The sequence below is a fragment of the Streptomyces sp. NBC_01431 genome (assembly GCF_036231355.1).
GTDB lineage: Bacteria > Actinomycetota > Actinomycetes > Streptomycetales > Streptomycetaceae > Streptomyces.
This window is the reverse complement of sequence record NZ_CP109496.1, coordinates 2,648,711-2,672,745: the sequence shown is the minus strand read 5'-3', so window position 1 is coordinate 2,672,745 and position 24,035 is coordinate 2,648,711. Positions and strand designations below refer to the sequence as shown.

Annotated in this window: 18 protein-coding genes; 5 read left to right on the top strand and 13 right to left on the bottom strand. The window is 71.0% G+C overall.

The genetic code is table 11. The features are described from left to right. The first annotated feature begins 111 nt into the window (after nucleotides 1-111). The 4 genes from OG522_RS12110 to OG522_RS12095 all read left to right on the top strand — a co-directional run bounded on the left by OG522_RS12110 (nucleotide 112) and on the right by OG522_RS12095 (nucleotide 4,381). Nucleotides 112-1,080, top strand: a complete 969-nt coding sequence (locus tag OG522_RS12110) for a tetratricopeptide repeat protein (RefSeq protein ID WP_329462973.1) — start codon at nucleotides 112-114, stop codon at nucleotides 1,078-1,080. Nucleotides 1,081-1,722: 642 nt separating this feature from the next. After that, nucleotides 1,723-2,400 carry a DUF6230 family protein gene (locus OG522_RS12105; RefSeq protein WP_329462972.1) on the top strand — a complete coding sequence of 226 codons (678 nt, stop codon included), beginning with the start codon at nucleotides 1,723-1,725 and terminating at the stop codon, nucleotides 2,398-2,400. Between the two features lie 93 nt (nucleotides 2,401-2,493). Further along, nucleotides 2,494-3,063: a DUF6114 domain-containing protein gene (locus tag OG522_RS12100; protein WP_329462971.1), complete on the top strand. Its 570-nt coding sequence runs from the start codon at nucleotides 2,494-2,496 to the stop codon at nucleotides 3,061-3,063. Next, the gene (locus OG522_RS12095; RefSeq protein WP_329462970.1) at nucleotides 3,053-4,381 is read left to right on the top strand and encodes a hypothetical protein; all 1,329 of its coding nucleotides are present in this window, start codon (nucleotides 3,053-3,055) and stop codon (nucleotides 4,379-4,381) included. The genes OG522_RS12100 and OG522_RS12095 overlap by 11 nt, the downstream gene beginning before the upstream one ends. 162 nt (nucleotides 4,382-4,543) lie before the next feature. Here OG522_RS12095 and OG522_RS12090 read toward each other — a convergent pair whose 3' ends face one another. The 7 genes from OG522_RS12090 to pta form a co-directional block, all read right to left on the bottom strand. After that, nucleotides 4,544-5,782: a D-alanyl-D-alanine carboxypeptidase family protein gene (locus OG522_RS12090; RefSeq protein ID WP_329462969.1), complete on the bottom strand. Its 1,239-nt coding sequence runs from the start codon at nucleotides 5,780-5,782 to the stop codon at nucleotides 4,544-4,546. Nucleotides 5,783-5,954: 172 nt separating this feature from the next. Further along, entirely contained in the window at nucleotides 5,955-6,302 is a 348-nt protein-coding gene (locus OG522_RS12085; protein ID WP_329462968.1) for a hypothetical protein, read from the bottom strand. Nucleotides 6,303-6,315: 13 nt separating this feature from the next. Beyond that, nucleotides 6,316-10,137, bottom strand: a complete 3,822-nt coding sequence (locus OG522_RS12080; protein WP_329462967.1) for a hypothetical protein — start codon at nucleotides 10,135-10,137, stop codon at nucleotides 6,316-6,318. Between the two features lie 53 nt (nucleotides 10,138-10,190). Further along, nucleotides 10,191-11,105, bottom strand: a complete 915-nt coding sequence (locus OG522_RS12075; protein WP_329462966.1) for an FG-GAP-like repeat-containing protein — start codon at nucleotides 11,103-11,105, stop codon at nucleotides 10,191-10,193. A 294-nt stretch (nucleotides 11,106-11,399) separates the two neighbouring features. Next, complete coding sequence (pyk, locus tag OG522_RS12070; protein ID WP_329462965.1) at nucleotides 11,400-12,830, bottom strand: pyruvate kinase; 1,431 nt, start codon at nucleotides 12,828-12,830, stop codon at nucleotides 11,400-11,402. A 123-nt stretch (nucleotides 12,831-12,953) separates the two neighbouring features. After that, nucleotides 12,954-14,171: an acetate kinase gene (locus OG522_RS12065; RefSeq protein ID WP_329462964.1), complete on the bottom strand. Its 1,218-nt coding sequence runs from the start codon at nucleotides 14,169-14,171 to the stop codon at nucleotides 12,954-12,956. Then, nucleotides 14,168-16,255: a phosphate acetyltransferase gene (gene pta, locus OG522_RS12060; protein ID WP_329462963.1), complete on the bottom strand. Its 2,088-nt coding sequence runs from the start codon at nucleotides 16,253-16,255 to the stop codon at nucleotides 14,168-14,170. The genes OG522_RS12065 and pta overlap by 4 nt, the downstream gene beginning before the upstream one ends. Nucleotides 16,256-16,509: 254 nt before the next feature. Between pta and OG522_RS12055 the strand changes: the two genes are divergently transcribed. Beyond that, nucleotides 16,510-17,535, top strand: a complete 1,026-nt coding sequence (locus OG522_RS12055; RefSeq protein ID WP_329462962.1) for an ATP-dependent 6-phosphofructokinase — start codon at nucleotides 16,510-16,512, stop codon at nucleotides 17,533-17,535. 101 nt (nucleotides 17,536-17,636) lie between these two features. Here OG522_RS12055 and OG522_RS12050 read toward each other — a convergent pair whose 3' ends face one another. From OG522_RS12050 to OG522_RS12025, 6 genes are all read right to left on the bottom strand, one after another. Further along, nucleotides 17,637-18,311 carry a helix-turn-helix domain-containing protein gene (locus tag OG522_RS12050; protein ID WP_329462961.1) on the bottom strand — a complete coding sequence of 225 codons (675 nt, stop codon included), beginning with the start codon at nucleotides 18,309-18,311 and terminating at the stop codon, nucleotides 17,637-17,639. Nucleotides 18,312-18,436: 125 nt separating this feature from the next. Then, nucleotides 18,437-19,285, bottom strand: coding sequence for a carbohydrate ABC transporter permease (locus OG522_RS12045; RefSeq protein ID WP_329462960.1), 849 nt, complete (start codon nucleotides 19,283-19,285; stop codon nucleotides 18,437-18,439). Then, on the bottom strand, nucleotides 19,282-20,133 hold the full coding sequence (locus tag OG522_RS12040) for a carbohydrate ABC transporter permease (RefSeq protein WP_329467555.1): 852 nt from the start codon (nucleotides 20,131-20,133) through the stop codon (nucleotides 19,282-19,284). Before OG522_RS12040 ends, OG522_RS12045 begins: the two co-directional genes overlap by 4 nt. A gap of 56 nt (nucleotides 20,134-20,189) precedes the next feature. Further along, on the bottom strand, nucleotides 20,190-21,551 hold the full coding sequence (locus OG522_RS12035) for an extracellular solute-binding protein (protein WP_329462959.1): 1,362 nt from the start codon (nucleotides 21,549-21,551) through the stop codon (nucleotides 20,190-20,192). A 151-nt stretch (nucleotides 21,552-21,702) separates the two neighbouring features. Continuing rightward, nucleotides 21,703-22,389 carry a response regulator gene (locus tag OG522_RS12030; RefSeq protein WP_329462958.1) on the bottom strand — a complete coding sequence of 229 codons (687 nt, stop codon included), beginning with the start codon at nucleotides 22,387-22,389 and terminating at the stop codon, nucleotides 21,703-21,705. Next, a complete protein-coding gene (locus OG522_RS12025; RefSeq protein ID WP_329462957.1) occupies nucleotides 22,386-23,984 on the bottom strand; it encodes a sensor histidine kinase in 1,599 nt (532 codons plus the stop codon). The genes OG522_RS12030 and OG522_RS12025 overlap by 4 nt, the downstream gene beginning before the upstream one ends. Between the last annotated feature and the right edge of the window lie 51 nt (nucleotides 23,985-24,035).

Sequence of the window (24,035 nt, the reverse complement as noted above, 5' to 3'; positions counted from 1 at the left end):
ACGAAGATCCGCGGCCTGTCCGTGCCTCGCAATCCGGCGGGAGGCACCGGGCGGGCCCGGATCCTGCCACCGGTTCACCACACTCGTGCGCGGAAGGGGGAGGATGTACGCATGCAGCCTAGGAACATGTCCATGAGCGGCGTCGTCGACCTCGCCGCGGTGAAGGCGGCCGGCGAGGCCAAGGCCAAGGCGGAGCAGGCGCGAGCCGAGTCCGCCCGGCACGGGGGAACCCCGGCCGTCGCGCCGTCCGCCCTCGTCTTCGACGCCGACGAGGCCACCTTCGAGCGCGACATCCTCCAGCGCTCCACCGAGGTACCGGTCGTCATCGACTTCTGGGCCGAGTGGTGCGAGCCCTGCAAGCAGCTCGGCCCGCTGCTCGAACGCCTCGCCGTCGAGTACAACGGCCGCTTCCTCCTTGCGAAGATCGACGTCGACGCCAACCAGATGCTGATGCAGCAGTTCGGGATCCAGGGGATCCCGGCCGTCTTCGCGGTCGTCGCCGGTCAGGCGCTGCCGCTCTTCCAGGGCGCGGCCCCTGAGGCGCAGATCCGCGAGACCCTCGACCAGTTGGTGCAGGTCGCCGAGGAGCGCTTCGGCCTGACCGGCATCGCGGTCGACCAGGACGCCGCGGCCGCGCCCGCCGACGCTCCGCTGCCGGCCGGCCCGTACGACGCTCTGCTCGAAGCCGCGGTGGTCGCCCTGGACTCGGGCGATCTGCCCGGCGCGGTCCAGGCGTACCGGAACGTACTGAGTGACGATCCGGGCAACCCGGAGGCCAAGCTCGGTCTGGCGCAGGCCGAACTGCTCCAGCGCGTCCAGGGGCTCGACCCCCTGAAGGTCCGCAAGGAAGCCGCCGAGAAGCCCGCCGATGTGGCGGCGCAGATCACGGCGGCCGACCTCGATCTGGTCGGCGGTCACGTCGAGGACGCCTTCGGCCGGCTCATCGAGACCGTGCGGCGCACGTTCGGTGACGACCGGGACGCGGCCCGGGTCCGCCTCCTCGAACTCTTCGAGGTGATCGGCGGCGACGATCCGCGCGTCACGGCGGCGCGAACGGCGCTGGCGAGGGTGCTCTTCTAACGGTCCTCCGGACGCCTTCGGGTGTTCACCCAGCTGTCACCGAACGAGTGTCATGCACGGTGTGCGACGGACGATTTGGCGACAGAGAGACAAGAGGCGGCCGCGTTTTGCCAAAACTTGGTAAACGCGGCCGCTGTTACTTCCAGTAAGTTGAGCTGGATCTTACGTCCGCTTTTCGGCGGCGATTTCACCTTCTGTCCGGTCACTCGGCGGCACCCTGTGTGCCCGGCCGATGCCGACCGGTCGCGCTTCGGTTATCGGGCCGTTACTGGCTAGTAACGACCCCCCTTGTGTCGCGGCTCCGAATGCACCACGATCGGCCACGCTCGGTCCAATAACGCACCAGCCCGACAACCACTCGGCGCTGTTGCCCCATTGGGTCCCCACCGGGCCGGCCGGTGGCAGTGGAACCGGCCGTGGACAGGGGGGTCTCTGCTCCGGCAGGGCCTGTCCAGTAGGTTGCGCGAACGCGTGGCCAGTGGTTGTCGCTCGGGGGTGATCGCCGGTGTCGGACGAAGTGCGCAAGTCGTACCCGATCGACCTCCCGTGCGCTCCCCTTCCCGAGGACGTAGCACTTCTCCCATCCCGTGGCAGCCCGTGAGGGTCCGTCCCGGAGATGTACGTCCGAGAAGGAGGAAAGTCATGGAGTCCCAAGTACGTGGCGGGACCAGATGGAAGCGGTTCGCGCTGGTCATGGTGCCGAGCGTGGCCGCCACGGCCGCGATAGGCGTCGGCCTCGCGCAGGGCGCGCTGGCGGCGTCGTTCAGCGTGTCCGGTGTCGACTTCAAGGTGACGGCACAGCAGCTGGACGGTAAGAACCTCCTGCAGTACGGGAGCGTGGCGACCGGCAACAACCTCGACGGCACGAAGGCGGCACATCCCGTCGTCGTCTCCGGGTTCAGTGAAGCCACCATCAGCAAGATGTGCCAGTCGGTCGTCCAGCCACTGCCGTTCGGCCTCGGCGACGTGACGATGACGCTCAAGGCCGGTCAGGGCGACCAGAAGATCGAGGCGAGCAACCTCTATCTCGACGTGTCCGACCTCTCCACCGACGCCACCTTCACCAACCTCGACATCGGTGTGGCGGCGGGCGAGGGCAAGACGGGCAAGAACGGCGAGCGGGTCGTCATCCAGCCCGGCGCGGACGGCAAGACGCCGGGCGGTAACCCGTACGGCTTCGCACAGCGAGCCGACCGTGCGGTCCTGGACAACATCGAACAGCACGCGTGGGCGACCACCGCGGGCTCGTTCAAGCTCCCCGGCCTCAGCCTGAGCCTGTCCAAGGGCGCCAACGAGTGCCCGGCCTGGAACAAGTACTAGGTCTGATCCCCGGTGGTCGCTGAGCCTGCTGAGCGGCCACCGGGACCCCCAAATTTTTCTGAGTGCAACAGCGGTACCAGGGAGCTGTTTTCCATGAGCGCCGAGACCACGGGTTCCCGCGACTTCTCCGACTCCGAGCACCGCCTGCGGAGCATGCGGCTTGGCTTCCGTGCCTGGCGGGGACGCCGGCCCTTCTGGGCAGGCCTGCTGACCATCGCGGGCGGCGTGCCCATCATGTACTTCCCGTACGCCAACATGCACCTGGGCAACGTCACGCTGGCCATGTCGACCACGGCCGGCGCGGGTTCGCTCATCATCGGCGTACTCCTGGTCACGCTGGGCCTGACCATGTGGTTCCACCACGTGGTGCGGACGTTCGCGGGCATCGCGGCGATCCTGCTGGCGCTGATCTCCCTGCCCATCGCCAATATCGGCGGCTTCGTCGTCGGCTTCCTGCTCTCCATGTTCGGCGGCGCGCTCGCCGTGGCGTGGGTGCCTGCCAAGCCCCGGCGTCGCGACCAGCGGGCCCAGGCCGTCGACGGTTCGCCGGACGGAACCGCTCCCGAGGGGGACGCGGCGCCCGGCCCGCGCGCGCAGGAGCCCACAACGGCCGCCTACGAAACGACAGTTGACGCCAACGGCGGGAGGAACAGTGCGGGGTGACGAGACGCAGCTGGACTCGACCGGAGGCGGCGACCCGCGGGGAAGAAGCGGGCCGCGTCACGCGGCCCCGAGGAAGTCACTGCTGACCAAGTGGCACATGCCCGCCGGCAAGGCGATGGCTCTGGCCGCCATGCCCACGGCCGTTCTGGTCGGAATGACCCTCACGCCCAAGCTCGCGATGGCGGACGACAAGTCGAACATCCCGTTCGCCCCCGGCCCGTGTGTGACGCGCTCCGACAGCCCCTCGGCCTCGCCGAGTCCGTCGAGCAGCGCATCGGGCAAGGCGTCGCCGAGCCCGTCTGCGGCGTCGCCGGACGACAAGGCGTCGAAGCCGAAGGAGCCGACGCCGACGGCCTCGGGTTCGGCCGCGGGCTCCGTCGACAAGCTGCTGAAGCCGACGCAGCCGTCGAGCGCGCCGTCCACGGGTGCGGACACGGCCCCGGCTCCGGCGGAGGCCGCGACGCCGACGCCCGCCAAGACGACGAACCCGCTGGACCCGCTGGGTCTGGGTGACGCGCTCAAGGGTCTGTTCGGCGTTCACGACACGCCGAGCCCGGCGCCGAGCGCGTCGACCGCGACGCCGAAGCCTTCGGCGAGCACGGCCACGCCCAAGCCCGCGACGGACGCGTCCAAGCCCGCGCCCACCGCGAGCAAGAAGCCCGCCACCGCGTTGGACAAGACGGTCGACAAGACCACGACAGCCATCAAGCAGGCGGCCGACCAGGCGGGCCAGAAGGTCAGCGAACTCCCGGACTCCGCAAAGGGGTTGGACCCGAAGAAGGACACCGCCATCCCCGATGGCGCCAAGCAGCCCTTCCCGTGCCCGACCGCCGACCCGAAGGCGCTGGCCGCGGCCAAGCAGGACAGCGGAGTGCCGACGCTGCCCAGCCAACCGTGGATCCTCAAGAGCTCGATGCTCACGCTGAGCGGTCTGAACTACGCGGGCATCGTCGAGGTCAAGGCGGGTAACACGACCAAGAAGGTCCTCAAGTTCACCGCCTCGTCCGTGGACATCAAGGACCTCCACCAGCTGGTGTACGGGCCCGAGGTGGGCGGCTCGCCCACCACCACGCACGTGCAGGCCCGCTCCGGCTCGACCTCCACGATCCGCAACGGCACCGTGACGATGTACACGGAGGAGCTGAAGGGCAACCTCTTCGGCCTCATCCCGATCACGTTCAGCCCGGCCACCCCGCCGCCGCTGAACGTCCCCTTCGCCTTCTTCACGAACGTGACGGTCCGTCAAGCAGGCCAGTTCGGCGGCACCCTGACCGTCCCCGGCCTGCACAACTACGTCACCAACGGCAACCTGGAGTAGTCCGGCCACCCCCCATAGACCCATCCGGGAGCCGCAGTTGAGCCGTGGCCCGCACCCTCACGGGGGTGCGGGCCACGGCTGTTTCTGCCACCGCCGGTCACCGCCGGGTGCGCCCCGTCGGCCCGGTTGCCCAGGCCGGCGGGGCGGCGGGGCGGCGGCTCCTCAGATGACCGGGTCGCTCTGGTGCTTCGCCTTCTTGCGACGGCTCAGAACCAGCACGCCAGCGCCGCCGGCGACGACCACCGCGGCGCCGATGCCGGTCCAGCCGAGCGCGCCGATGCCGGCGTCGGACGAGGACCCCGCACCGGTTGCCGTGCTGCCGTCGACGGCGCCCGTGGGGCGCTGCGAGGCCGGGTCCAGGGTGCCGACCGGCTTCGCCTTGCCGACCGCCGTGAACCCCCAGTCCAGGAGCTGGCGCATCTCGGTGTACACCTTGTCGTGCTTGTTCTCCTGGGGGTTCATCACCGTCACCAGGATGGTGTGGCCGTCACGTTGGGCCGCCTCGGCCAGGGTGTTGCCGGCGTTCGTGGTGTAGCCGTTCTTGCCGCCTATCAGACCCGGGTACCTGGCCACCCCGTCGATGCCCGACAGCAGGCGGTTGGTGTTGGAGATCCCGAACGGCTTGCCCTTGGTGTTGGGGCCGCCGGGGAAGTCCGCCGAGGCCGTCGAGCAGTACTCCTTGAAGTCCTTGTTCCGCAGGCCCTGGCGCAGGAACAGCGTCAGGTCGTACGCCGAGGACACCTGGCCGGGCGCGTCGTAGCCGTCGGGGCTCAGTACGTGCGTGTCCCCGGCGCCCAGGTCCTTGGCGCGCTGCTGCATGTCGGCGACCGTCTTGGGGACGCCGCCGTTCATCGCCGCAAGCACGTGCACCGCGTCGTTGCCCGAGCGCAGGAAGACCCCGCGCCACAGATCGGGGGCCTGGTAGGTCTGGCCGGGCACGATGCCGACCGCGCTGCTGCCGTCGCCCATCCCCTTGAGGTCCTCGTCGCTGACCTTGCGGCTGGCGTTGTGCGGCACCACGGGCAGCACCGTGTCCGCGAAGAGCATCTTGAGGGTGCTGGCCGGGGGGAGCGGCCAGTGCGCGTTCTTCGCCCCGAGGACCTGGCCGGTGTCGGCGTCCGCCACCACCCACGACAGCGAGGAGAGGCCGGGCGGCAGCGCCGGTGCTCCCGGGCCCACTTGATCGCCCGGCTTGCCCAACTGGGCGCCGCCCTGCTGCGACATGCTCGCCGGCGGCTCCTTCTTGGCCTCGCCGCCGGGCGCCCCCGACACGGCCGACTTCGGCGGCTTCGCTGAGTGGCCGCTCGCCGCGGCAGGGCCGACGGCCGCGCCCGCGCTGACCGCGGTTGCCGTGAGTGCCACGAGTGCGCGCCGGACCTGCGGCGATATGGGAAGACGCATGACCGTGAACGTACCCCAGGAGTTGTCGCGGAATTGACCCGTCCGTCCGTGGAATTTGCCACGCCCCCTTCATGGAACGCACCGGCCCGTCAGCGCGTCCCGGTCCGCGGACGGAGACGGAGACGACTGCGGCCCGCATCCCGGGCGGGATGCGGGCCACAGCCGTGTCACGTCAGGCGCCCGGCCCGCCGCGGTCGAGCCGGTCGGCCTCGCTCAGCAGGGACGCCGTGATGCCGTCCCCGTCCGGGTAGAAGGCGGACCGGTCGTGGGCGGCGGCCCGCAACAGGGCCGCGTCGCCGGGGCGTTGTAGGCAGGCGATCCGGTGGGCGAGACCGCGCGCCCAGGGCGGCAGCCCCATCCAGTCCTCCTGGATGAGCACTTGGAGCATGTCGACGATCTCGTCGGCCGAGGCGTAGGTGACCGCCTCCACGAACTCGATCTCCGGCAGCCCGAACGCCGCGTCGGCGTCCGTCTTGTTCTCGGGGACGACGGCGCGCGCAAGCGCGATGAGGTCCGGCATGGGGCAGCTCCTTTCAGGGTCCCGGCCAGTAGGTACCGATGGCGAGCATGTCATCCGAGACCTGAATGATCTTGTAGCCGATCTCCACGCCACCGATCCGGGTCAGCCGGTCGGGCACGAACTCTCCGGGCCGGGGCAGCTTGCCGCCCTGACCCAGGTGCGTCATGACGTCGTTCATGATCGCCTTTTCGACGTCGTCCGGATTCAGGTTGGTCTTCCGGAAGTCGTTGAGCACCTGCGGACCGGAGTGCGCCCGGTAGAACGAGTGCCCGGTGTTGAACTTCCAGGTGAACCCGCCCGCCTCGATGGCCCGCTTGAGGTTGACGATGTTCTCGCCCGCGGCGGACAGGACCTTGTACGGCCCGAAATCCATGTGCGCACTGACCACGATCTTGGTCCGCAGCAGCGCCCGGAACCGCTCCACCGTCTGCTCGGCGATCCGCAGCGAGCGGAAGAAGTCGGACAGGCCCGACGAGATGCTGACGATCGCCTTGCTGACCGCCGGGATCTTGCCGAGCACCGCGACCAGGCTCGCGACGTTCACCAGCGTCCACAGGCAGCTCTCCACGTCGCCGGACGAGAAGCAGCGCTTGGCGTCGGTGACGCCGACGACGTCCAGGAGGACCTGGCCGCCGTTCTCGATCACCCAGTCGATGACGCTCTTGTTGGAGTCGGCCAGCGCTTTGCGGAACTCGTCCACACAGGCCTGCCCGCACTCCTGGCGCAGTGCCTGCTCTTCGTCGGCCGTCAGATCGGCTCCGGCGTTCCCGGTGCCGCCGTCGCCCTTGCTGGCGGCGAGTTCCGCCGCGCGCTGCTGCTCCTGGAACGCGCGGAGCTCCGCCTCCGCGTGGTCGGCCGAGGCGTCCGCGTCCTTGGCGTCCGCGTCGGCGTTCGCCGCGGCCGTCTCGGCGGCGGTGGCGTCGTTTTCGGCGGTGGTCGCCGTGGCACGGGCGCTGGACGCGTCGTTCTCGGCGGCCGTCGCCGCGGTCCGCGCGCCGCTCGCGCTCTGCTCCGCGTCGGTGGCCGAGGACCGCGCCGCGGTGGCGTCCGTTCCGGCGGTGGTGGCCGCCTGCTGCGCGAACAGGGCGTCCTCGTTGGCCTGGCGGTCGTACTCGACGGTATTGGCCTCGGCCTTCTGCGCCGCCTTGGCCGCCGCGGACGCCTCGGCCGCGGAGGCTCTGGCCTCCTTCACGGACACGGCGGCCCTGGCCGCGGAGTCGGCGGCCGCGGCGGCCGCGGTCGCCGCCGCCTTCGCGTCGGCGTCGGCCTTGTCGGCGAGCGCCTTGGCTTCGACGGCGGCCCTCGCCGCCTGGTCGGCCTTGGCGCCGGCGACGGCCTCCTGCTGCTGGGCGGCGGTCTTGGCGGCCTGCCCGGTCAGCACGGCCAGACCGGCTGAGGAGTCGGTCTCCTTGTAGGGGGAGCCGAGTTCGATGGCGTCGTTGGCCGGCTTGACGACCTGGAGGGCCGAGTCGCGGGCGGCGGTGGCCGCCTGGGCGGTGGCATAGGCGAAGCCCGCGGTCTGAACTGCCGTGGCCGCGGCGGCCGTTGCCTCGACGCGCGCGGCCGTCGCGTTGGTCCGCGCGGTGACCGCCTGCTGGGCGGACTCCTTGGCGAGCGCCTCGGCGTTCTTGACGTTCTGTGCCGCCGCCTCCGACGCCTCAATGGCATCGGCGGCCGCCGCGTGCGCCTTCTGCACCGCGGCATGGGTGGTCGCGGCGTCGGCCGCCGCATCGTCCGCGGCCGCCTGGGAACGGGCCGCCGCTCCTTCGGCCCGGGTGGCGGCCGCGTCGGCGGCCTGCGATGCGGCCCCCGCGTCGTTGGCTGCCGCACGGGCCGAAGTGGCCGCGGTGGTGGCCGTGTTGGCGGCGGTACGAGCCTCGGTGGCCGCCTGCCGGGTCTCGCCCGCGGCCGCGGTGCCCTCGGCGGCGGCCGCGGCGGCCTCCAGGGCGTTCGCCCGCGCGGTGGTGGCATCGCGGTTGCGGTCGGCGGTCGCCGCGTCGTTGCGCGCGGTGTACGCCCGCAGCTCGGCGGCCTCGGCGTCGGCGCGCTTGCTGCTCGCGGTGGCGCCCGCCGTCTCGGCGTTCTGCCGCGCGGTGCTCGCGGCCGCCTGCTGGGTCTGGGCCCGCGCCTCGGCGTCGGCGGCCTTGGCCCGCTCGCTGTCGGCGGTGGCCCGTTCGGCGGCGGCCTTGTCGCGCTCGGCCTCGGCGGTCGCGCGCTTGGTGTGGGCGTCGGCGGCGGCGTCCTTGGCGGTGGACTCGGCGGCCTCGGCCTTGGCCTGGGCGGCCTTGGCCTTGGTGGCGTTGTCGGCCGCGAGCTTGGCCTGGAGGGCCGCGCCGTCGGCTGCGGCCTTGGCCTGGGCCGCGGCCTCCTCGGCCGCCTTGCGGCGGAACTCCGCCTTGGAGGCGTGCGCCTGCGTCATGGCCAGCGCGTTGAGCGTCTTGCTGTCGGCGGCCGAGGCGCGCGTCGCGTTGGACGCGGTCTCGGTGGCCTTGGCCGCGGCCAGCGCGGCGGCGGCCGAAGCCTTGGCGATCTGGGCGGCCTGCTGGCCGTACAGCAGACCGCGCCCGCGCGGCGTTCCCGCCTTGTCGGCGATCGCGTACGCCGCCTGCTGCGCCGTGTCCACCGCGGCGGCTTGCGCCTTGGCGTCCAGGGCGGCACGCGAGGCGACGAAGAGCCGCCCGGTGGCCCGCGCCCTGGCGTTGGCGATGTCAACCTTGACCTTGGCGAAGTCGGCCGGCTTCGGGTACGAGAGCCCCGCCTTCGCCGGGTCGGCCTTCAGCCAGTACGCCTGCCAGTCGGCGAGCCGGCTCGCGATCAGCGACTGGCCGAGGGACTCGCCCATCGCCTGGGTCGCGACCTGGAGGTCCTTGTCGGCCTGCGCCTCGGCGGCCAGGATGGTGTCGCGCGGGCCCTTCTGCGCGGCGAGTTCGGCCTGCCACTCGATGGACGCGGTGACCAGCTCCGGGCCGAGGACGTGGTGCGGGTCCGGCGGGTTCTGGCTGGCGCACGAGGCGAAGCGGGCCTTGAGGTTCTCGACGTCGACCCGGAACTCCATGGTGTCCGGGTCGGGCGCGCTGGTCGGGAAGCCGCCGTTCTGGAGCACGATGCGCGCGTCGTCGGCGTACATGCCGTGCATGAACGTCATGTCCTCGAACGCACGGCGGTCGTCGTAGTTGGCGCTGGTCTCCGGGTAGTACCGGGCCTTGGCGAGCGCGGTGACCGCGTCCGCGGACGCCTGGTTGGCCAGCGGGGTGAGGTCCTTGTAGAAGTCGTCCTCGGACGTCCAGAACTGGTCGGCTATCCAGCCCGAGTAGCCGGTCTGCTCGAAGATCGAGGGCGTCTTGTCGCCGGGCATGCCCGGCGGGTCCTGGAAGGCGGCGACCGTGGCGTAACCGGCCGGCGGCTCCTGGTTGAGGGACTGCTTCCAGACGTCGTTGCGTCCGTACAGCTCGTCCATCTTCGCGGAACCCGCGTCGTGGTCCTTCTTGTACGCCGCGGACAGCGCGGTGCCCTGCCAGTACTGCGGGTCGGCGGCGGTGGCCAGCTCGGCGTCGGTGCCGTTGAGACCGCCCCGGGCGACCGACTTCATCTCGTCGCCGCCCTTGCGCAGCACGAAGTCGAGCCTGCACTGGTCCTGGCGGACCTTGGCCGCGGCGTCCAGGTCGTAGCCGGCCGGCGGCTCGTCGGCCGCCGCGATGTTCTGGGCGCCGGCCAGCGGCTGGACGCCGCTTCCGGTGACGGTGATGGCCACCGAGGTGGCGAGGGCCGTGGAGGCCAGGAGCTTGGACCAGCTGCCGAGATGCCGGCGTCTGGCCCAGGGTGTGCGCGTACGCATCACGAAGTAGCCGTTCTGCTGAGTCGGTTGAGGGAGCGGACCGTGCGGCGCGGTCAGAAGAGGGTGTCGAAGGCGGCCCAGCCGCTGGTGCCGATCTGCACCCGGGGCGCGAACGGTGCCTTGGGGTCGCCGGTGCCCTTGAGCAGCCAGAGCGCCCCGGCCGCGTCGCTGCCGATCAGGTCGGCCCTGCCGTCGCCGTCGTTGTCGCCGGTCGAGACCAGTTGCTTGTACGTCTCCCAGCCCTTGCCTACCGTGATGCGCGAGCCGATCGTGGCGTCGGCGACCGCGTTGCCCGTGCCGGGGTAGATGTAGAGCGTGCCGTCGGTGCCCCGGGCGAGGAGGTCGTTCTTGCCGTCCCCGGTGAAGTCGCCCCGGCCGACCAGCTGGTTCATGCCGTTCCAGCCGCTGCTGCCGATCCGGATCTTCGGCTGGAACGTGCCGTCCGGCTTGCCCTGGTACAGCCACAGGGCGCCGGTGGTGTCCCGGGCGATGAGGTCGGGGTCGGCGGTGCCGCCCATGTTCCCGGCCGGGACGAGCAGGTTGTACGTGTCCCAGCCGGTGCCGATGACCTTGGTGTCAATGCCTTCCTCGGCGGTGTAGTAGAGCGTCCCGGCCATCCGGTAGTACAGGTCGTTGCCGGTGCCGCCGGCCGAGACGTTCGCCTGCACCAGCGCGGTGGCGTCGCCGAATCCGCCGCCGAGGTCCGCGGCGGCCTGGACGCCGCCGGTGCCCTTGGGCTCGTAGTCGTAGAGATGGCCGTCGCTCTTGCGCCCGAACAGGGGGAACATCTTGGCGCCGCTGGGCGCGGCCGCCGTCGTGCGGCCGCTGGACGCCGCCGTTGACTGCGCGGGTGCCTGGGCCGCGACCGCCCCGACCGCGCCGACGGCGGCGAGCGCCACGGCCGCGACCAGCGCCCGGCGCGCCGGACGCCCGGCGAATCGGGCTGCGGAAAGGAATCCTCTTCGCACGTGTCTTCCTGCCTCTGGTTGATGGTTCGGCCCAGGAGGAAGCACACGTGCGGTGCCGGACGACCGGCAGGTCCGTATGAAGGTGCAAAAAGAGATGCCCGTACGGGCTCGCAGGCCCGAACACGGTGTCCGAGAAACACCGCGGCCCCCCCAGGGCACCACGATTCTTTCACCTGGCCCCTACAACTGGAAGTCACAGTTTGGGTGTTGGCCGGGATCATGTCGGGCAAAGGCATGCGAAAGGGCGGCCCCCGTACGCAACGGGGGCCGCCCTTGTCCGGTGTTCGGTCGGCGCTAGTCCTGCTCGCCGCCGCCCAGGTGGTGCACCCGGACCATGTTGGTGGTGCCGGGGATGCCGGGAGGCGAACCGGCGGTGATGATCATGGTGTCGCCCTTGTTGTAGCGCTTGAGCTTGAGCAGCTCGGCGTCCACCAGATCGACCATCGCGTCGGTGGAGTCCACGTGCGGGACGACGTGGGTCTCGACGCCCCAGCTCAGCGCGAGCTGGTTGCGGGTGCTCGGGTCCGTCGTGAACGCGAGGATCGGCTGGCAGGTGCGGTAGCGGGACAGGCGGCGGGCCGTGTCGCCGGACTTGGTGAAGGCGACCAGCGCCTTGCCGTTGAGGAAGTCCGCGATCTCGCAGGCCGCGCGGGCGACCGAACCGCCCTGCGTGCGCGGCTTCTTGCCCGGCACCAGCGGCTGGAGGCCCTTGGAGAGGAGCTCCTCCTCGGCGGCCTCGACGATCTTCGACATCGTCTTGACCGTCTCGATCGGGTACGCGCCCACGGACGACTCGGCGGACAGCATGACCGCGTCCGCGCCGTCCAGGATCGCGTTGGCGACGTCGGACGCCTCGGCGCGCGTCGGCCGCGAGTTGGTGATCATCGACTCCATCATCTGGGTCGCGACGATCACCGGCTTGGCGTTGCGGCGGCAGAGCTCCACGAGGCGCTTCTGCACCATCGGGACCTTCTCCAGGGGGTACTCCACCGCGAGGTCGCCACGGGCCACCATCACACCGTCGAAGGCGGCGACGACGCCCTCCATGTTGGCGACGGCCTGCGGCTTCTCGACCTTGGCGATGACCGGCACGCGGCGGCCGACCTCGTCCATGACCTTGTGGACGTCCTTGACGTCGTCGGCGTCCCGGACGAAGGAGAGCGCGACCAGGTCGCAGCCCATCCGCAGGGCGAACCGGAGGTCCTCGATGTCCTTCTCGGACAGCGCGGGGACGTTGACCGCCGCACCGGGCAGGTTGATGCCCTTGTGGTCGGAGATGACACCGCCCTCGATGACGATGGTCCTGACCCGGGGACCCTCGACCGAGATGACCTTGAGTTCGACGTTGCCGTCGTTGATCAGAATCGGGTCGCCCTTGACGACATCGCCCGGCAGGCCCTTGTAGGTGGTGCCGCAGATCGACTTGTCGCCCGGAACGTCCTCGGCCGTGATGGTGAACTCGTCACCGCGGACCAATTCGACCGGACCCTCCGCGAATTTCGCCAGGCGGATCTTCGGCCCCTGCAGGTCGGCGAGCACGCCCACCGCGCGGCCCGTCTCCTCGGCGGCCTTGCGGACCCGGTCGTAGCGGGCCTGGTGCTCGGCCTGGGAGCCGTGGCTGAAGTTGAAGCGGGCCACGCTCATGCCGGCCTCGATCAGAGCGACGAGCTGCTCGTGAGAGTCGACGGCGGGGCCCAGTGTGCAGACGATTTTGGAACGGCGCATAAGGCGGATCCTATCGGTTTGTTTCGCTACGGAATATTCCGTCTGGTGGAATGTACAAATGGGCGGGATGACGCTCAGGTGTCGTCCAGGCAAACCGGAAATCCGGTCCGATCGGGCAGCAATTCAGCCCCGCACCAGCGCATACGTCTGCCGGGCGATTTCCAGCTCCTCGTCCGTCGGCACCACGGCGACCGCGACCCTGGCGTACTCCGGGGAGATCAGCCTCGGGTGGTCGGACCGTACGGCATTGAGCTCGCCGTCCACCGCCAGGCCGAGCTCCTCCAGACCGGTGACCGCGGCCTCGCGGACGGGCGCCGCGTTCTCGCCGACCCCGGCCGTGAACGCCACCGCGTCGACCTTGCCGAGCACCGCGTAATAGGCGCCTATGTACTTCTTCAACCGGTGGATGTAGATGTCGAAGGCGAGCCGCGCCCGCTCGTCCCCCTCGTCGCAGCGGCGGCGGATCTCCCGCATGTCGTTGTCGCCACAGAGCCCCACCAGGCCGCTCTTCTTGTTGAGCAGGGCATCGACGTCGTCCACCGACATCCCCGCGTTCCGTACGAGGTGGAAGGTGACCGCCGGGTCGATGTCACCGGATCGGGTGCCCATGACCAGGCCCTCAAGGGGGGTGAGCCCCATCGAGGTGTCCACGCAGCGACCGCCTTGGACCGCGGAGGCGGAGGCCCCGTTGCCCAGGTGCAGCACGATCACGTTGACGTCCTCGGGCGCCTTGCCGAGCAGCTTCGCCGTCTCGCGCGACACGTACGCGTGCGAGGTGCCGTGGAAGCCGTAGCGGCGGATGCGGTGGGCGTCGGCCGTCTCCACGTCGATCGCGTAGCGGGCCGCGGACTCCGGCATCGTCGTGTGGAACGCCGTGTCGAAGACCGCCACCTGCGGCAGGTCGGGACGCATCGCCTGGGCGGTCCGGATGCCGGTGATGTTCGCCGGGTTGTGCAGCGGCGCGACCGGCACCAGGCGCTCGATCTCCGCGAGTACCTCGCCCGTGATGACCGTCGGCGCGCTGAACTTGAGCCCGCCGTGCACCACCCGGTGTCCGATGGCCGCCAACTCCGTTGAGTCCAGGCCGAGTCCGTCCGAGGCCAGCTCCTCGGCGACCGCCTTCAGCGCCGCCGCGTGGTCGGCGATCGGGCCGTTCTGCTCGCGGGTGGCGCCGCCGGTGGCCAGCGGAGTGTGCTTGAGCCGCGACGTCGCCTCGCCGATCCGCTCGACCAGGCCCACGGCCAGCCGCGAGGAGTCGCTCATGTCGAGGAGCTGGTACTTCACCGACGAGGACCCGGAGTTGAGGACGAGGACGCGGGCGGCCCGGTTGGTGGTGGTCATGCGGAGGTCTCCTGCCCCTGCGCCTGGGCCTGGATGGCCGTGATGGCGACGGTGTTGACGATGTCCTGGACGAGGGCGCCGCGCGACAGGTCGTTGACCGGCTTGCGCAGACCCTGGAGCACCGGGCCGACGGCCACGGCGCCGGCCGAGCGCTGCACGGCCTTGTAGGTGTTGTTGCCGGTGTTGAGGTCGGGGAAGATCAGCACACTCGCCTGCCCGGCCACCTCCGACCCCGGCAGCTTGGTCGCGGCGACCGACGGCTCCACGGCCGCGTCGTACTGGATCGGACCCTCCACCCTGAGGTCCGGACGTGCCTCGCGCACCAGCTTGGTCGCCTCGCGCACCTTGTCGACGTCGGCGCCCGAGCCCGAGGTGCCCGTCGAGTACGACAGCATCGCGATCCGCGGGTCCACGCCGAACCGCTGGGCGGTGGCGGCCGCCTGCACCGCGATGTCCGCGAGCTGCTCGGCGTCGGGGTCCGGGTTGACCGCGCAGTCGCCGTACACCAGGACCTTGTCGGCGAGGCACATGAAGAAGACCGAGGAGACGATCGAGGCCTCGGGCTTCGTCTTGATGATCTCGAAGGCCGGGCGGATGGTCGCGGCGGTGGAGTGCACCGAACCCGACACCATGCCGTCGGCCAGGCCCTCCTGGACCATCAGCGTGCCGAAGTAGTTCACATCGGCCACCATGTCGTACGCCAGCTCCACGGTGACGCCCTTGTGGGCGCGCAACTGGGCGTAGCGCTCGGCGAAGCGCTGGCGCAGCTCGGAGGTCTGCGGATCGATGATCTGGCACTTGACGACGTCGATGCCGAGGTCGGCGGCCTTCTTGCGGATCGCCTCGACGTCGCCGAGCAGGGTCAGCTCGCACACGTCGCGGCGAATCAGCACGTCCGCGGCGCGCAGCACCCGGTCCTCGGTGCCCTCGGGCAGCACGACCCGGCGGCGGTTGGAGCGTGCCTGTTCCAGGAGCTCGTGCTCGAACATCATCGGGGTGACCCGGCCGCTGCGGGCCACCGAGATGCGGGCCAGCAGGTCGGCGGTGTTGACGTGCCGCTCGAAGAGACCGAGCGCGGTCTCCGCCTTGCGGGGGGTGGCCGCGCTCAACTTTCCTTCCAGGGCGAACAGTTCGGCCGCGGTCGGGAAGGACCGGCCGGCCACCGCCACCACCGGGGTGCCCGGTGCGAGCCGGTCGGCCAGCGTCAGGATCGCCTCGCCGGGCCGCTCGTCGAGGGTGAGAAGGACGCCCGCGATCGGCGGCGTGCCGGCGCTGTGCGCGGCGAGCGAGCCGACGACCAGGTCGGCGCGGTCGCCGGGGGTCACCACCAGGCACCCCGGGGTCAGCGCGTTCAGGAAGTTCGGCAGCATCGCGCCGCCGAAGACGAAGTCGAGGGCGTCGCGCGCGAGACCGGCGTCGTCGCCGAGCAGCACCGTGCCGTCGAGGGCTGCGGCGATCTGGGCGACGGTGGGCGCCGACAGCGCCGGCTCGTCCGGCAGGACGTAGCAGGGCACCGGCAGCCGGGCCGCGAGCCGCTCCTCGATGTCGTGCCGGTCGGCCTTGGTGACCCGGTTCACCGCCATCGCGAGCACGTCGCAGCCGAGCCCGTCGTAGGCCCGGTACGCGTTGCGCGCCTCGTCACGTACGGACTCGGCGGTCTGGCCCTTGCCGCCGACCACCGGTATCACCGAGGCGCCGAACTCGTTCGCGAGCCGCGCGTTGAGCGCCAGCTCGTCGGGGAGCTGGGTGTCGGCGAAGTCGGTGCCGAGGACCAGGACCACCTCGTAGTCGCGGGCCACCTGGTGGAAGCGGTCGACGAGCCGCGAGACGAGTTCGTCGGTACCCTGCTCCGCCTGGAGCGCGGAGGCCTCGTAGTAGTCCATCCCGTAGACCGTCGCCGGGTCCTGCGCCAGCCGGTAGCGGGCGCGGAGCAGGTCGAACAGGCGGTCCGGTCCGTCGTGCACCAGCGGGCGGAAGACGCCCACCCGGTCCACCTGACGGGTCAGGAGCTCCATGACTCCCAGCTCGATGACCTGGCGGCCGTCTCCCCGGTCGATCCCGGTCACGTACACGCTGCGCGTCACGCGTGCTCTCCTGTTCTACGGTGCAGGAAATTGTCCAGATAGGGCGGTGTTGCCCCCTTGACAATACCTCTGCGGCTGGATAGGGCGCCCGCCGGACGAACGGCCCGGCGGCTGGGTCCGAAGGCCCTTCGCCCATGATGGCCGGAGTAGCTGGGTGGGCGGGTCCCCCGGGGTGCGTGGGACAATCTGATTGCTCACGTTACGGGGGATTCGGGCGTGACTCCCCAGACCAGCGAAGCAGGAGATTCAGCACGATGCGCATCGGAGTTCTCACCGCAGGCGGCGACTGCCCCGGCCTGAACGCAGTGATCCGGTCGGTCGTGCACCGGGCCGTGGTCGGCCACGGCGACGAAGTCATCGGGTTCGAGGACGGGTTCAAGGGCCTGCTCGACGGCCACTTCCGGCCGCTCGACCTCAACGCGGTCAGCGGCATCCTGGCGCGCGGCGGCACGATCCTCGGCTCCGCCCGCCTGGAGCGGGCCCGGCTGCGCGAAGCCGCCGAGAACTGCGCCGAGTTGGCGAAGCGCTACGGCATCGACGCACTCATCCCGATCGGCGGCGAGGGCACGCTCACCGCGGCGCGCATGCTGTCCGAGGCCGGGATGCCGGTCGTCGGCGTGCCCAAGACGATCGACAACGACATCTCCGCGACCGACCGCACCTTCGGTTTCGACACGGCCGTCGGCGTGGCGACCGAGGCCATCGACCGGCTGAAGACCACCGCCGAGTCGCACCAGCGCGTGATGGTCGTGGAGGTCATGGGCCGGCACGCGGGCTGGATCGCGCTGGAGTCCGGCATGGCCGGCGGCGCCCACGGCATCTGCCTGCCCGAGCGGCCCTTCGAGGTCGCCGACCTGGTGAAGATGGTCGAGGAGCGCTTCGCGCGCGGCAAGAAGTTCGCGGTCGTCTGCGTCGCCGAGGGCGCGCACCCCGCCGAGGGGTCGATGCCGTACGAGAAGGGCGCGATCGACCAGTACGGACACGAGCGCTTCGCCGGCATCGGCAACCGCCTCGCCGTCGAACTGGAGCGGCGCCTGGGCAAGGAGGCCCGCCCGGTCATCCTCGGTCACGTCCAGCGCGGCGGCGTGCCGACCGCGTACGACCGCGTGCTCGCGACCCGCTTCGGCTGGCACGCGGTGGAGGCGGTGCACCGCGGCGACTTCGGCAACATGACGGCGCTGCGCGGCACCGACATCGTGATGGCCCCGCTGGCCCACGCGGTGACCAGCCTGAAGACGGTGCCCGAGAGCCGGATGTACGAGGCGGAATCAGTGTTCTGACCGGCCCTGAAGGGGCGCGGGGAACTGCGCGATCAGCCCCCGCCGGCCCGCGGTCGAAATGACGCACGCACCAGCGGAAACCCACACCCCGCAGCGGAGCGTCACCCGTGGGCCAGGTCCCAGAACCGGTCCACGATGTGCTCCAGGAACTCCCGGCCGGCGTCACTGGTGTCGGTGCTCGCGTTCCAGTTGAGCGTGCCGACCATCTGCGACTGGTAGTCGGCGTGCAGCTGGTCGAGCACCCCCTCAAGATGCTGCTTCGACAGCGGAAGCAGCTTCGCCGCGGGCTTCACGTGCGCCTGCCAGCGCGTGGTCACCGCGCTGCGGAGCAGCTCCCCGAGGTCGTCGTTCAGGCCGGTGGCGGTCACGTAGTCGCGCAGCGACAGCTGGAGCAGATCCGCGAGCGCCGCCGACTGGCGCTCGTTGCCGCGCCAGCGGCCGGCGTCCTCCATGCGCTGGTAGGCCCCGACGTCCAGACCCACCCGACGAGCCATGTCCTCGACGCTCAGGGCGCGCGCCAGCCGGTGTTCGCGCAAGGTCGAGGCGGCCGCCATGAGATCGCCCGGGGAGCACCACAGGACTCCGGCGAGCGCCGTCAGCTCCCGCGTTCCGGGCGCGGCGAGCCCCCGCTCCCAGGCCATCACGGTGTCCGGCGAGACGGTGAGGCCGTACTGGGCGCGCATGCCGTAGGCGACGTGGCCGGGGGCCATGCCCAGGGCCTCCCGCAGACGGCGCGCTGCGAGGGCGTTGAAGGGTGGGGAGGGGTGCACGCGCACACCGTAAGACGGTAAGTCACATCTGACTACGGTGTGTTCCACCAAAGCCGGTGAATTGTAGGAAACTACGGGTTTGGTGGTGTCCGGGTTACTTAAGGGTTGGGTAAGCGTGTGCTCGGCAGAGGTTACCCCTTCACCGCGCCGCCCAGCGCGAAACCTCCGCCGAGCCGCCGCGCGATCAGGACGTACAGCAGGAGCACCGGCGCCGAGTACAGGATCGAGAAGGCGGCGAGCTGGCCGTAGACGACCGATCCGTGGTTTCCGAAGAACGTGAAGATCGAGACGGAGGCCGGGAGCTGGTCGGGGGAGAGCAGCAGCATGAAGGGGACGAAGAAGTTTCCCCAGAGCATGATGAAGGTGTAGATCGTCACGACGGTCACGCCGGGGCCCATCAGCGGCAGCACCACGCGCGTCAGCGTCTGCGGCATCGAGGCCCCGTCCGTCCAGGCGGCCTCCTCCAGGGTGAGCGGCACCCCGTCCATGAAGTTCTTCATCAGCCAGATGGCGAACGGGAGTTGGGAGGTGGCGAGGAAGAGCGCCGTGCCGTACATCGTGTCGATGAGGTTCACCTGCACGAAGAGCCCGTACACCGGAACCATGATCGCCGTGATCGGCAGGCACGTGGTGAACAGGACCGTGAGCAGGTACGGACGGGCCAGGCGTGAGCGGTAGCGGGAGAGCGGGTACGCCGCGAGCGCCGCGCAGACCACCGTGAGCAGGGTCGAACTCCCGCACAGGAGAAGGCTGTTGAGCATCGGCGTGAAGGTGATGTCGGGGGTCAGGACGGCCGAGAAGTTGTCCCGGGTGGCCGAGCCCGGGACCCGTACCCGCAGATCGGCCTCGGTGTCGACGGAGGCGAGCAGCAGCCAGAGCAGCGGCACCGCGAAGGCCGCCGCCACCGCGAGCAGGGACGCGTCGGCGGCCAGCCGCTGCCGGGTGCGGCGCCGCCCGTGGCCCACCGCAGCGGGCCTCACCCGTCCACCTTCATCAGCCGCAGGTAGATGACCGAGAACAGCGAGCCGACGAGCAGCAGGAGCAGCGCCACCGCGGTGCCGTAGCCGATCAGGCTCTTCAGGAACGCCTGGTCGTACATGAACACCGGGAGCGTCTGGCTGCGGTCGCCGGGGCCGCCCCGCGTCATCGCCCAGATGAGACCGAAGACGGACAGCGTCTGGAGGGTGTTGAGCATGAGGTTGGTGGCGATGGAGCGGCGGATCATCGGCAGCGTGATGTGCCAGAACCGGCGGGCCCCGCTCGCCCCGTCGACTTCGGCGGCCTCCTCGACGTCCGTGGGGATCTCGGCGAGCGCGGCCGAGTAGATGAGCATGGAGAACGCGGTGCCGCGCCACACGTTGGCGAACGACACCGCCAGGATCGGCAGCGTGAACAGCCAGTTCTGGGTGGGCAGATGGAGCTGGCCGAGGATCGCGTTCAGGGTGCCCTCGCGCCGGAAGAAGGCGTACAGCAAGAACGCCGCCACGATCTCCGGCAGCACCCAGGCTGTGATCACCAGCGCCCCGGTGAGCGTCCGCACCGGGCGCGAGGCCCGCCGCATCAGGGCGGCGAGCGCCAGGCCCAGGGTGTTCTGGCCGACCAGCGAGGACAGCACGGTGAAGACGAGGGTCAGCCACACCGCGTTGCGGAACGCGGGGTCGGCGAACGCCCGCCGGAAGTTGGCGAAGCCGACGAAGTCGACCGACGACGAGCCGGTCAGCTGCATGTCGGTGAAGGCGATGTAGACGCAGTAGCCGATCGGCCCGGCGAGGAACAGCAGCAGGAGCAGGGTCGCGGGCGCGATCGGCAGCCAGCGCACCGCCCGCACCCCGCGCCGCCGGCGGGCCCCGGTCGCCTCCGAAACCGTCGCGTCGGAGACGGCCGTCACTTGGCGATCGACTTCACTTGGTCGTCGTACGCCCTGGCCGCCGCGGCGGCCGAACCGCCGGTCGTCACCGACTCCATCGCCTCGCCGATCGCCGTCGACACCTCTGGATAGGCCGGGAGCGCGGGCCGGTAGTGGGTGTACTGGACCAGGCCCGTGAAGAAGGTGATGCCGGGCATCGAGTGCAGATACGCCGGGTCGGCCGCCACGTCCTTGCGGACCGCGATCTGGGCGTCCGCCACGTCCCACCGCGCCGCGTTCTGCTTCGTCTGCATCGTCTTGACGAAGTCGAAGGCGAGATCCGGGTTGGCCGCCTTCGCCGGGATCGCCCACGTCCAGCCGCCCGACATGGAGACCTTGCCCGGCGCCCGGCCGTCCTTGGTGGGCATCGCCGCCTGGCCGAGCACCGTAGACCAGGCCGGCCACTCCTTGGGGCCCTTGTTGATCCAGTTCTGGCCGAGCCAGGAGCCGTCGAGGGCGATGGCCAGTTTCCCGTTCGGCATCCAGTCCGTCGCCAGGTGCGTACCCACATTGGGGTCGAGGGCGTCGGAGGGGTCCGGCCCGAGCTTCTGCGCGTACACCGTCCGCACGAAGTCCAGGGCGTCCTTGAAGCCCTGCGAACCCGTCACCCACTTCTTCGCGGCCGGGTCGTACAGCGGGTTCTCGCCGGTCCCGTACAGCAGCATCTCGAAGCCCTGCATGGCCGCGGCCTCGCCGGCCGCCTTGCCCGTGTAGACGTTGAGCGGGATGACACCGGGGACCTTCTGCTTGACGGTGCGGGCCGCGTCCAGCACCTGAGCCCAGTTCCTCGGCTGCCAGTCCGCGGGCAGCCCCGCCTTCGCGAAGATCTGCTTGTTGAACCAGAGCCCCCGGGTGTCCGTGCCGTCCGGCACCCCGTACGTCCTGCCGTCCTCGGCCCGCGCCGCCGCCTTCGCGGTGTCGGCGAACTGGCCCCAGGCGTCCCACTTCGCCACGTAGTCGTCCAGCGGGCGCAGATAGCCCGCCCCGATGTCGGAGTTGATGCGGAACGTGTCCTCGTACACCAGGTCCGGGGCCGTCTTCGGTGACCGCATCATCTGCTGGACCTTGGCCGCGTAGTCGTTGTCCGCCGCCTGGATCGGCACCAGCTCGGCCTTCTTGCCGGGGTGCTCCCGCTCGAACTGCTCCTTCACCGCGTCCAGGTACTCGTCCTTGAAGCGGATCTTGTTGTCGGTGGAACGGTTGTACGCGATCCGCACGGTGTCGGCATCGCTGCCCGATCCGCTGCCGCAGCCGGTCAGCACTGCGGCGGTGAGCGCCGCGGCGAGGACCAGGGGCAGCCGCCACGCCGGGCGTCGCGCGGCCGGGCGGGGTGGGGGCACTAAATCCGAGGCGGGGGCGGTGGGGCGCACGGGCACGACCTCCTCTGGCCATGGCTGCGGCCCTGGACCCGGCCGCACGTGGCTGCCCCGTGAACGTAAAGGCGCTCCGCGGCACGGTCAACCCCGCCCCCGCCCCCGGCTGACAACCTTGTCAACCGCCGGGCCCGCGCGCGGAGTTGAGCCAGCGGTACTGCAACTCCGGGCGCCCGATCTGGCCGTACTGCGGGGTGCGCTCGGCGCGACCGGTGGTGACCAGGTGTTCCAGGTAGCGGCGGGCGGTGATCCGCGAGATGCCCACCGCGAGGCCCGTCTCGGCGGCCGTCACACCGTCCGGCGCTTCGCGCAGGGTCCGTGTGACGGCCTGGAGGGTCGGCGCGCTCAGCCCCTTGGGGAGCGCGGAGGGCTGCGGGGCGCGCAGCGCGGCGAGCGCCCGGTCGACCTCCTCCTGTCCGCTCGCCTCGCCGGCCGTCGCCCGGAACTCGGCGTACCGCACCAGGCGGTCGCGCAGCGTGGGGAACGTGAACGGCTTCAGTACGTACTGGACGACCCCGAGCGAGACGCCCTCGCGCACCATCGTCAGATCGCGGGCCGAGGTCACCGCGATGACATCGGTGCTGTGCCCGGCCGCCCGCAGCGACCGCACGAGCTGGAGGCCGTGGCCGTCGGGGAGGTACAGGTCGAGGAGCAGCAGGTCGACCTCGGTCCGCTCCAGGACGCGCAGCGCCGCGGCCCGCGAGTGCGCCACGCCGACGGCGGTGAAGCCGGGCACCCGACCGACGTAGAGCCGGTGCGCCTCGGCGGCGACGGGATCGTCCTCGATCACCAGCACTCTGATCATGCGTGCACTCCCTGCTCGATGGGCAGCCGTACGGTGAACTCGGCTCCCCCGTAAGGGCTTTGGGTCAGGTCGATGGTGCCGCCGTGCCGGGCCGCGGTCAGCCGCACCAGCGCGAGGCCGAGGCCCCGCCCCGGGCTCTTGGTCGACCAGCCCCGCTCGAACACGGCCTCGGCGGCGGCCGGGTCGACGCCGGGCCCGCTGTCCGCCACCCGCACCAGGAGCCGCCCGGCCTCGGTGGTCAGGGTGACGGCGACCTTCGCGGCGGCGCTGCCCTGCGCGGCGTCCACCGCGTTGTCGAGCAGGTTGCCCAGGACGGTGACCAGGTCGCGGGCGGGCAGGGTGGCCGGCAGCAGGCCGTCACCGATGGCGCTGCCCTCGGTGAGGACCAGCTCGACGCCGTGCTCGTTGGCCTGCGCCGCCTTGCCGAGCAGTAGCGCGGCGAGCACCGGCTCGCCGACGGCGGTGACCACCTGGTCGGTGAGCGCCTGGGCCAGCTCCAGCTCGGCGGTCGCGAACTCGACGGCTTCCTCGACCCGGCCCAGCTCGATGAGCGAGACCACCGTGTGCAGCCGGTTGGCGGCCTCGTGCGCCTGCGCCCGCAGCGCCTGCGTGAAGCCGCGCTCGGAGTCCAACTCCCCTGACAGGGCCTGGAGTTCGGTGTGGTCGCGCAGGGTCACCACGGTGCCGCGCTGTTCCCCGGAGGAGACCGGCCGGGTGTTGAGGACCACGATCCGGTCGGCCGTCATGTGCACCTCGTCCACCCTCGGCTCGGAGGCGAGCAGCGCGCCGGTGAGGGTGGCGGGCAGGCCGAGCCCGGCCACCGAGCGGCCCACCGCGTCCTCGCCGAGCCCGAGCAGTTCGCGCCCGCCGTCGTTGATGAGCGCGATCCGGCGTTGCCCGTCGAGCATCAACAGTCCCTCACGCACGGCGTGCAGGGTGGCCTGGTGGTAGTCGTGCATGCGGCTGAGCTCGGCGGCGTTCATGCCGTGGGTGTGGCGGCGCAGCCGCGCGTTGATCACGTAGGTGCCGAGTCCGCCGAGCACGAGCGCGCCGCCCGCCACACCGGCCAGCGCGACCAGCTGCTTGCGGACCTGCTTGCTGATGTTGTCGATGGTGATGCCCGCACTGACGAGCGCAGTGATCCGGCCATGATCATTTGGGTCGCGGACCGGCGCGACGACCCGCACCGACGGCCCGAGCACCCCCATGTGGGTCTCGGCGAACGTCTGCCCGCGCAGCGCGGGCGCGGTGTTCCCGAGGTACTCCTTCCCGATCTCGCCCGGCACCGGATGCGTCCAGCGGATGCCGTCCGGGGCCATGACCACGACGAAGTCGACGCCGGTCGTGCGGACCAGGGTCTCCGCGTACGGCTGGAGCGCGGCCGTGGGGTCCTTGGTGCGGGCCGCCGCCACGACGGCGGGCGAGGCGGCGACCGAGGTCGCGGTCGCGATCGCCTGGCGGCGCGCGGTCTCCTCGGCCTGGCCCCGGTCGCTGACGTACGAGAACAGGGCGCACCCGGCGACGATCGCGGCGACGAGCACGACCTGCATGGCGAAGAGCTGGCCGGCGAGGCTTCGGGGTCCGGGGAGGCGCATGCCGTAAGTGTGCTGGCTGGATCTGTATGAACGTAATGCACGTAAGGGTGA

What these genes read in the sequence shown, in the direction of transcription:
- OG522_RS12100 (WP_329462971.1), top strand. Translation starts at nt 2,494, where the DNA reads ATGAGCGCCGAGACCACGGGTTCCCGCGACTTCTCCGACTCCGAGCAC.
- OG522_RS12025 (WP_329462957.1), bottom strand. Translation starts at nt 23,984, where the DNA reads ATGCGCCTCCCCGGACCCCGAAGCCTCGCCGGCCAGCTCTTCGCCATG.
- OG522_RS12085 (WP_329462968.1), bottom strand. Translation starts at nt 6,302, where the DNA reads ATGCCGGACCTCATCGCGCTTGCGCGCGCCGTCGTCCCCGAGAACAAG.
- OG522_RS12065 (WP_329462964.1), bottom strand. Translation starts at nt 14,171, where the DNA reads ATGACCACCACCAACCGGGCCGCCCGCGTCCTCGTCCTCAACTCCGGG.
- OG522_RS12080 (WP_329462967.1), bottom strand. Translation starts at nt 10,137, where the DNA reads ATGCGTACGCGCACACCCTGGGCCAGACGCCGGCATCTCGGCAGCTGG.
- OG522_RS12030 (WP_329462958.1), bottom strand. Translation starts at nt 22,389, where the DNA reads ATGATCAGAGTGCTGGTGATCGAGGACGATCCCGTCGCCGCCGAGGCG.
- OG522_RS12110 (WP_329462973.1), top strand. Translation starts at nt 112, where the DNA reads ATGCAGCCTAGGAACATGTCCATGAGCGGCGTCGTCGACCTCGCCGCG.
- pyk (WP_329462965.1), bottom strand. Translation starts at nt 12,830, where the DNA reads ATGCGCCGTTCCAAAATCGTCTGCACACTGGGCCCCGCCGTCGACTCT.
- OG522_RS12105 (WP_329462972.1), top strand. Translation starts at nt 1,723, where the DNA reads ATGGAGTCCCAAGTACGTGGCGGGACCAGATGGAAGCGGTTCGCGCTG.
- OG522_RS12055 (WP_329462962.1), top strand. Translation starts at nt 16,510, where the DNA reads ATGCGCATCGGAGTTCTCACCGCAGGCGGCGACTGCCCCGGCCTGAAC.
- OG522_RS12090 (WP_329462969.1), bottom strand. Translation starts at nt 5,782, where the DNA reads ATGCGTCTTCCCATATCGCCGCAGGTCCGGCGCGCACTCGTGGCACTC.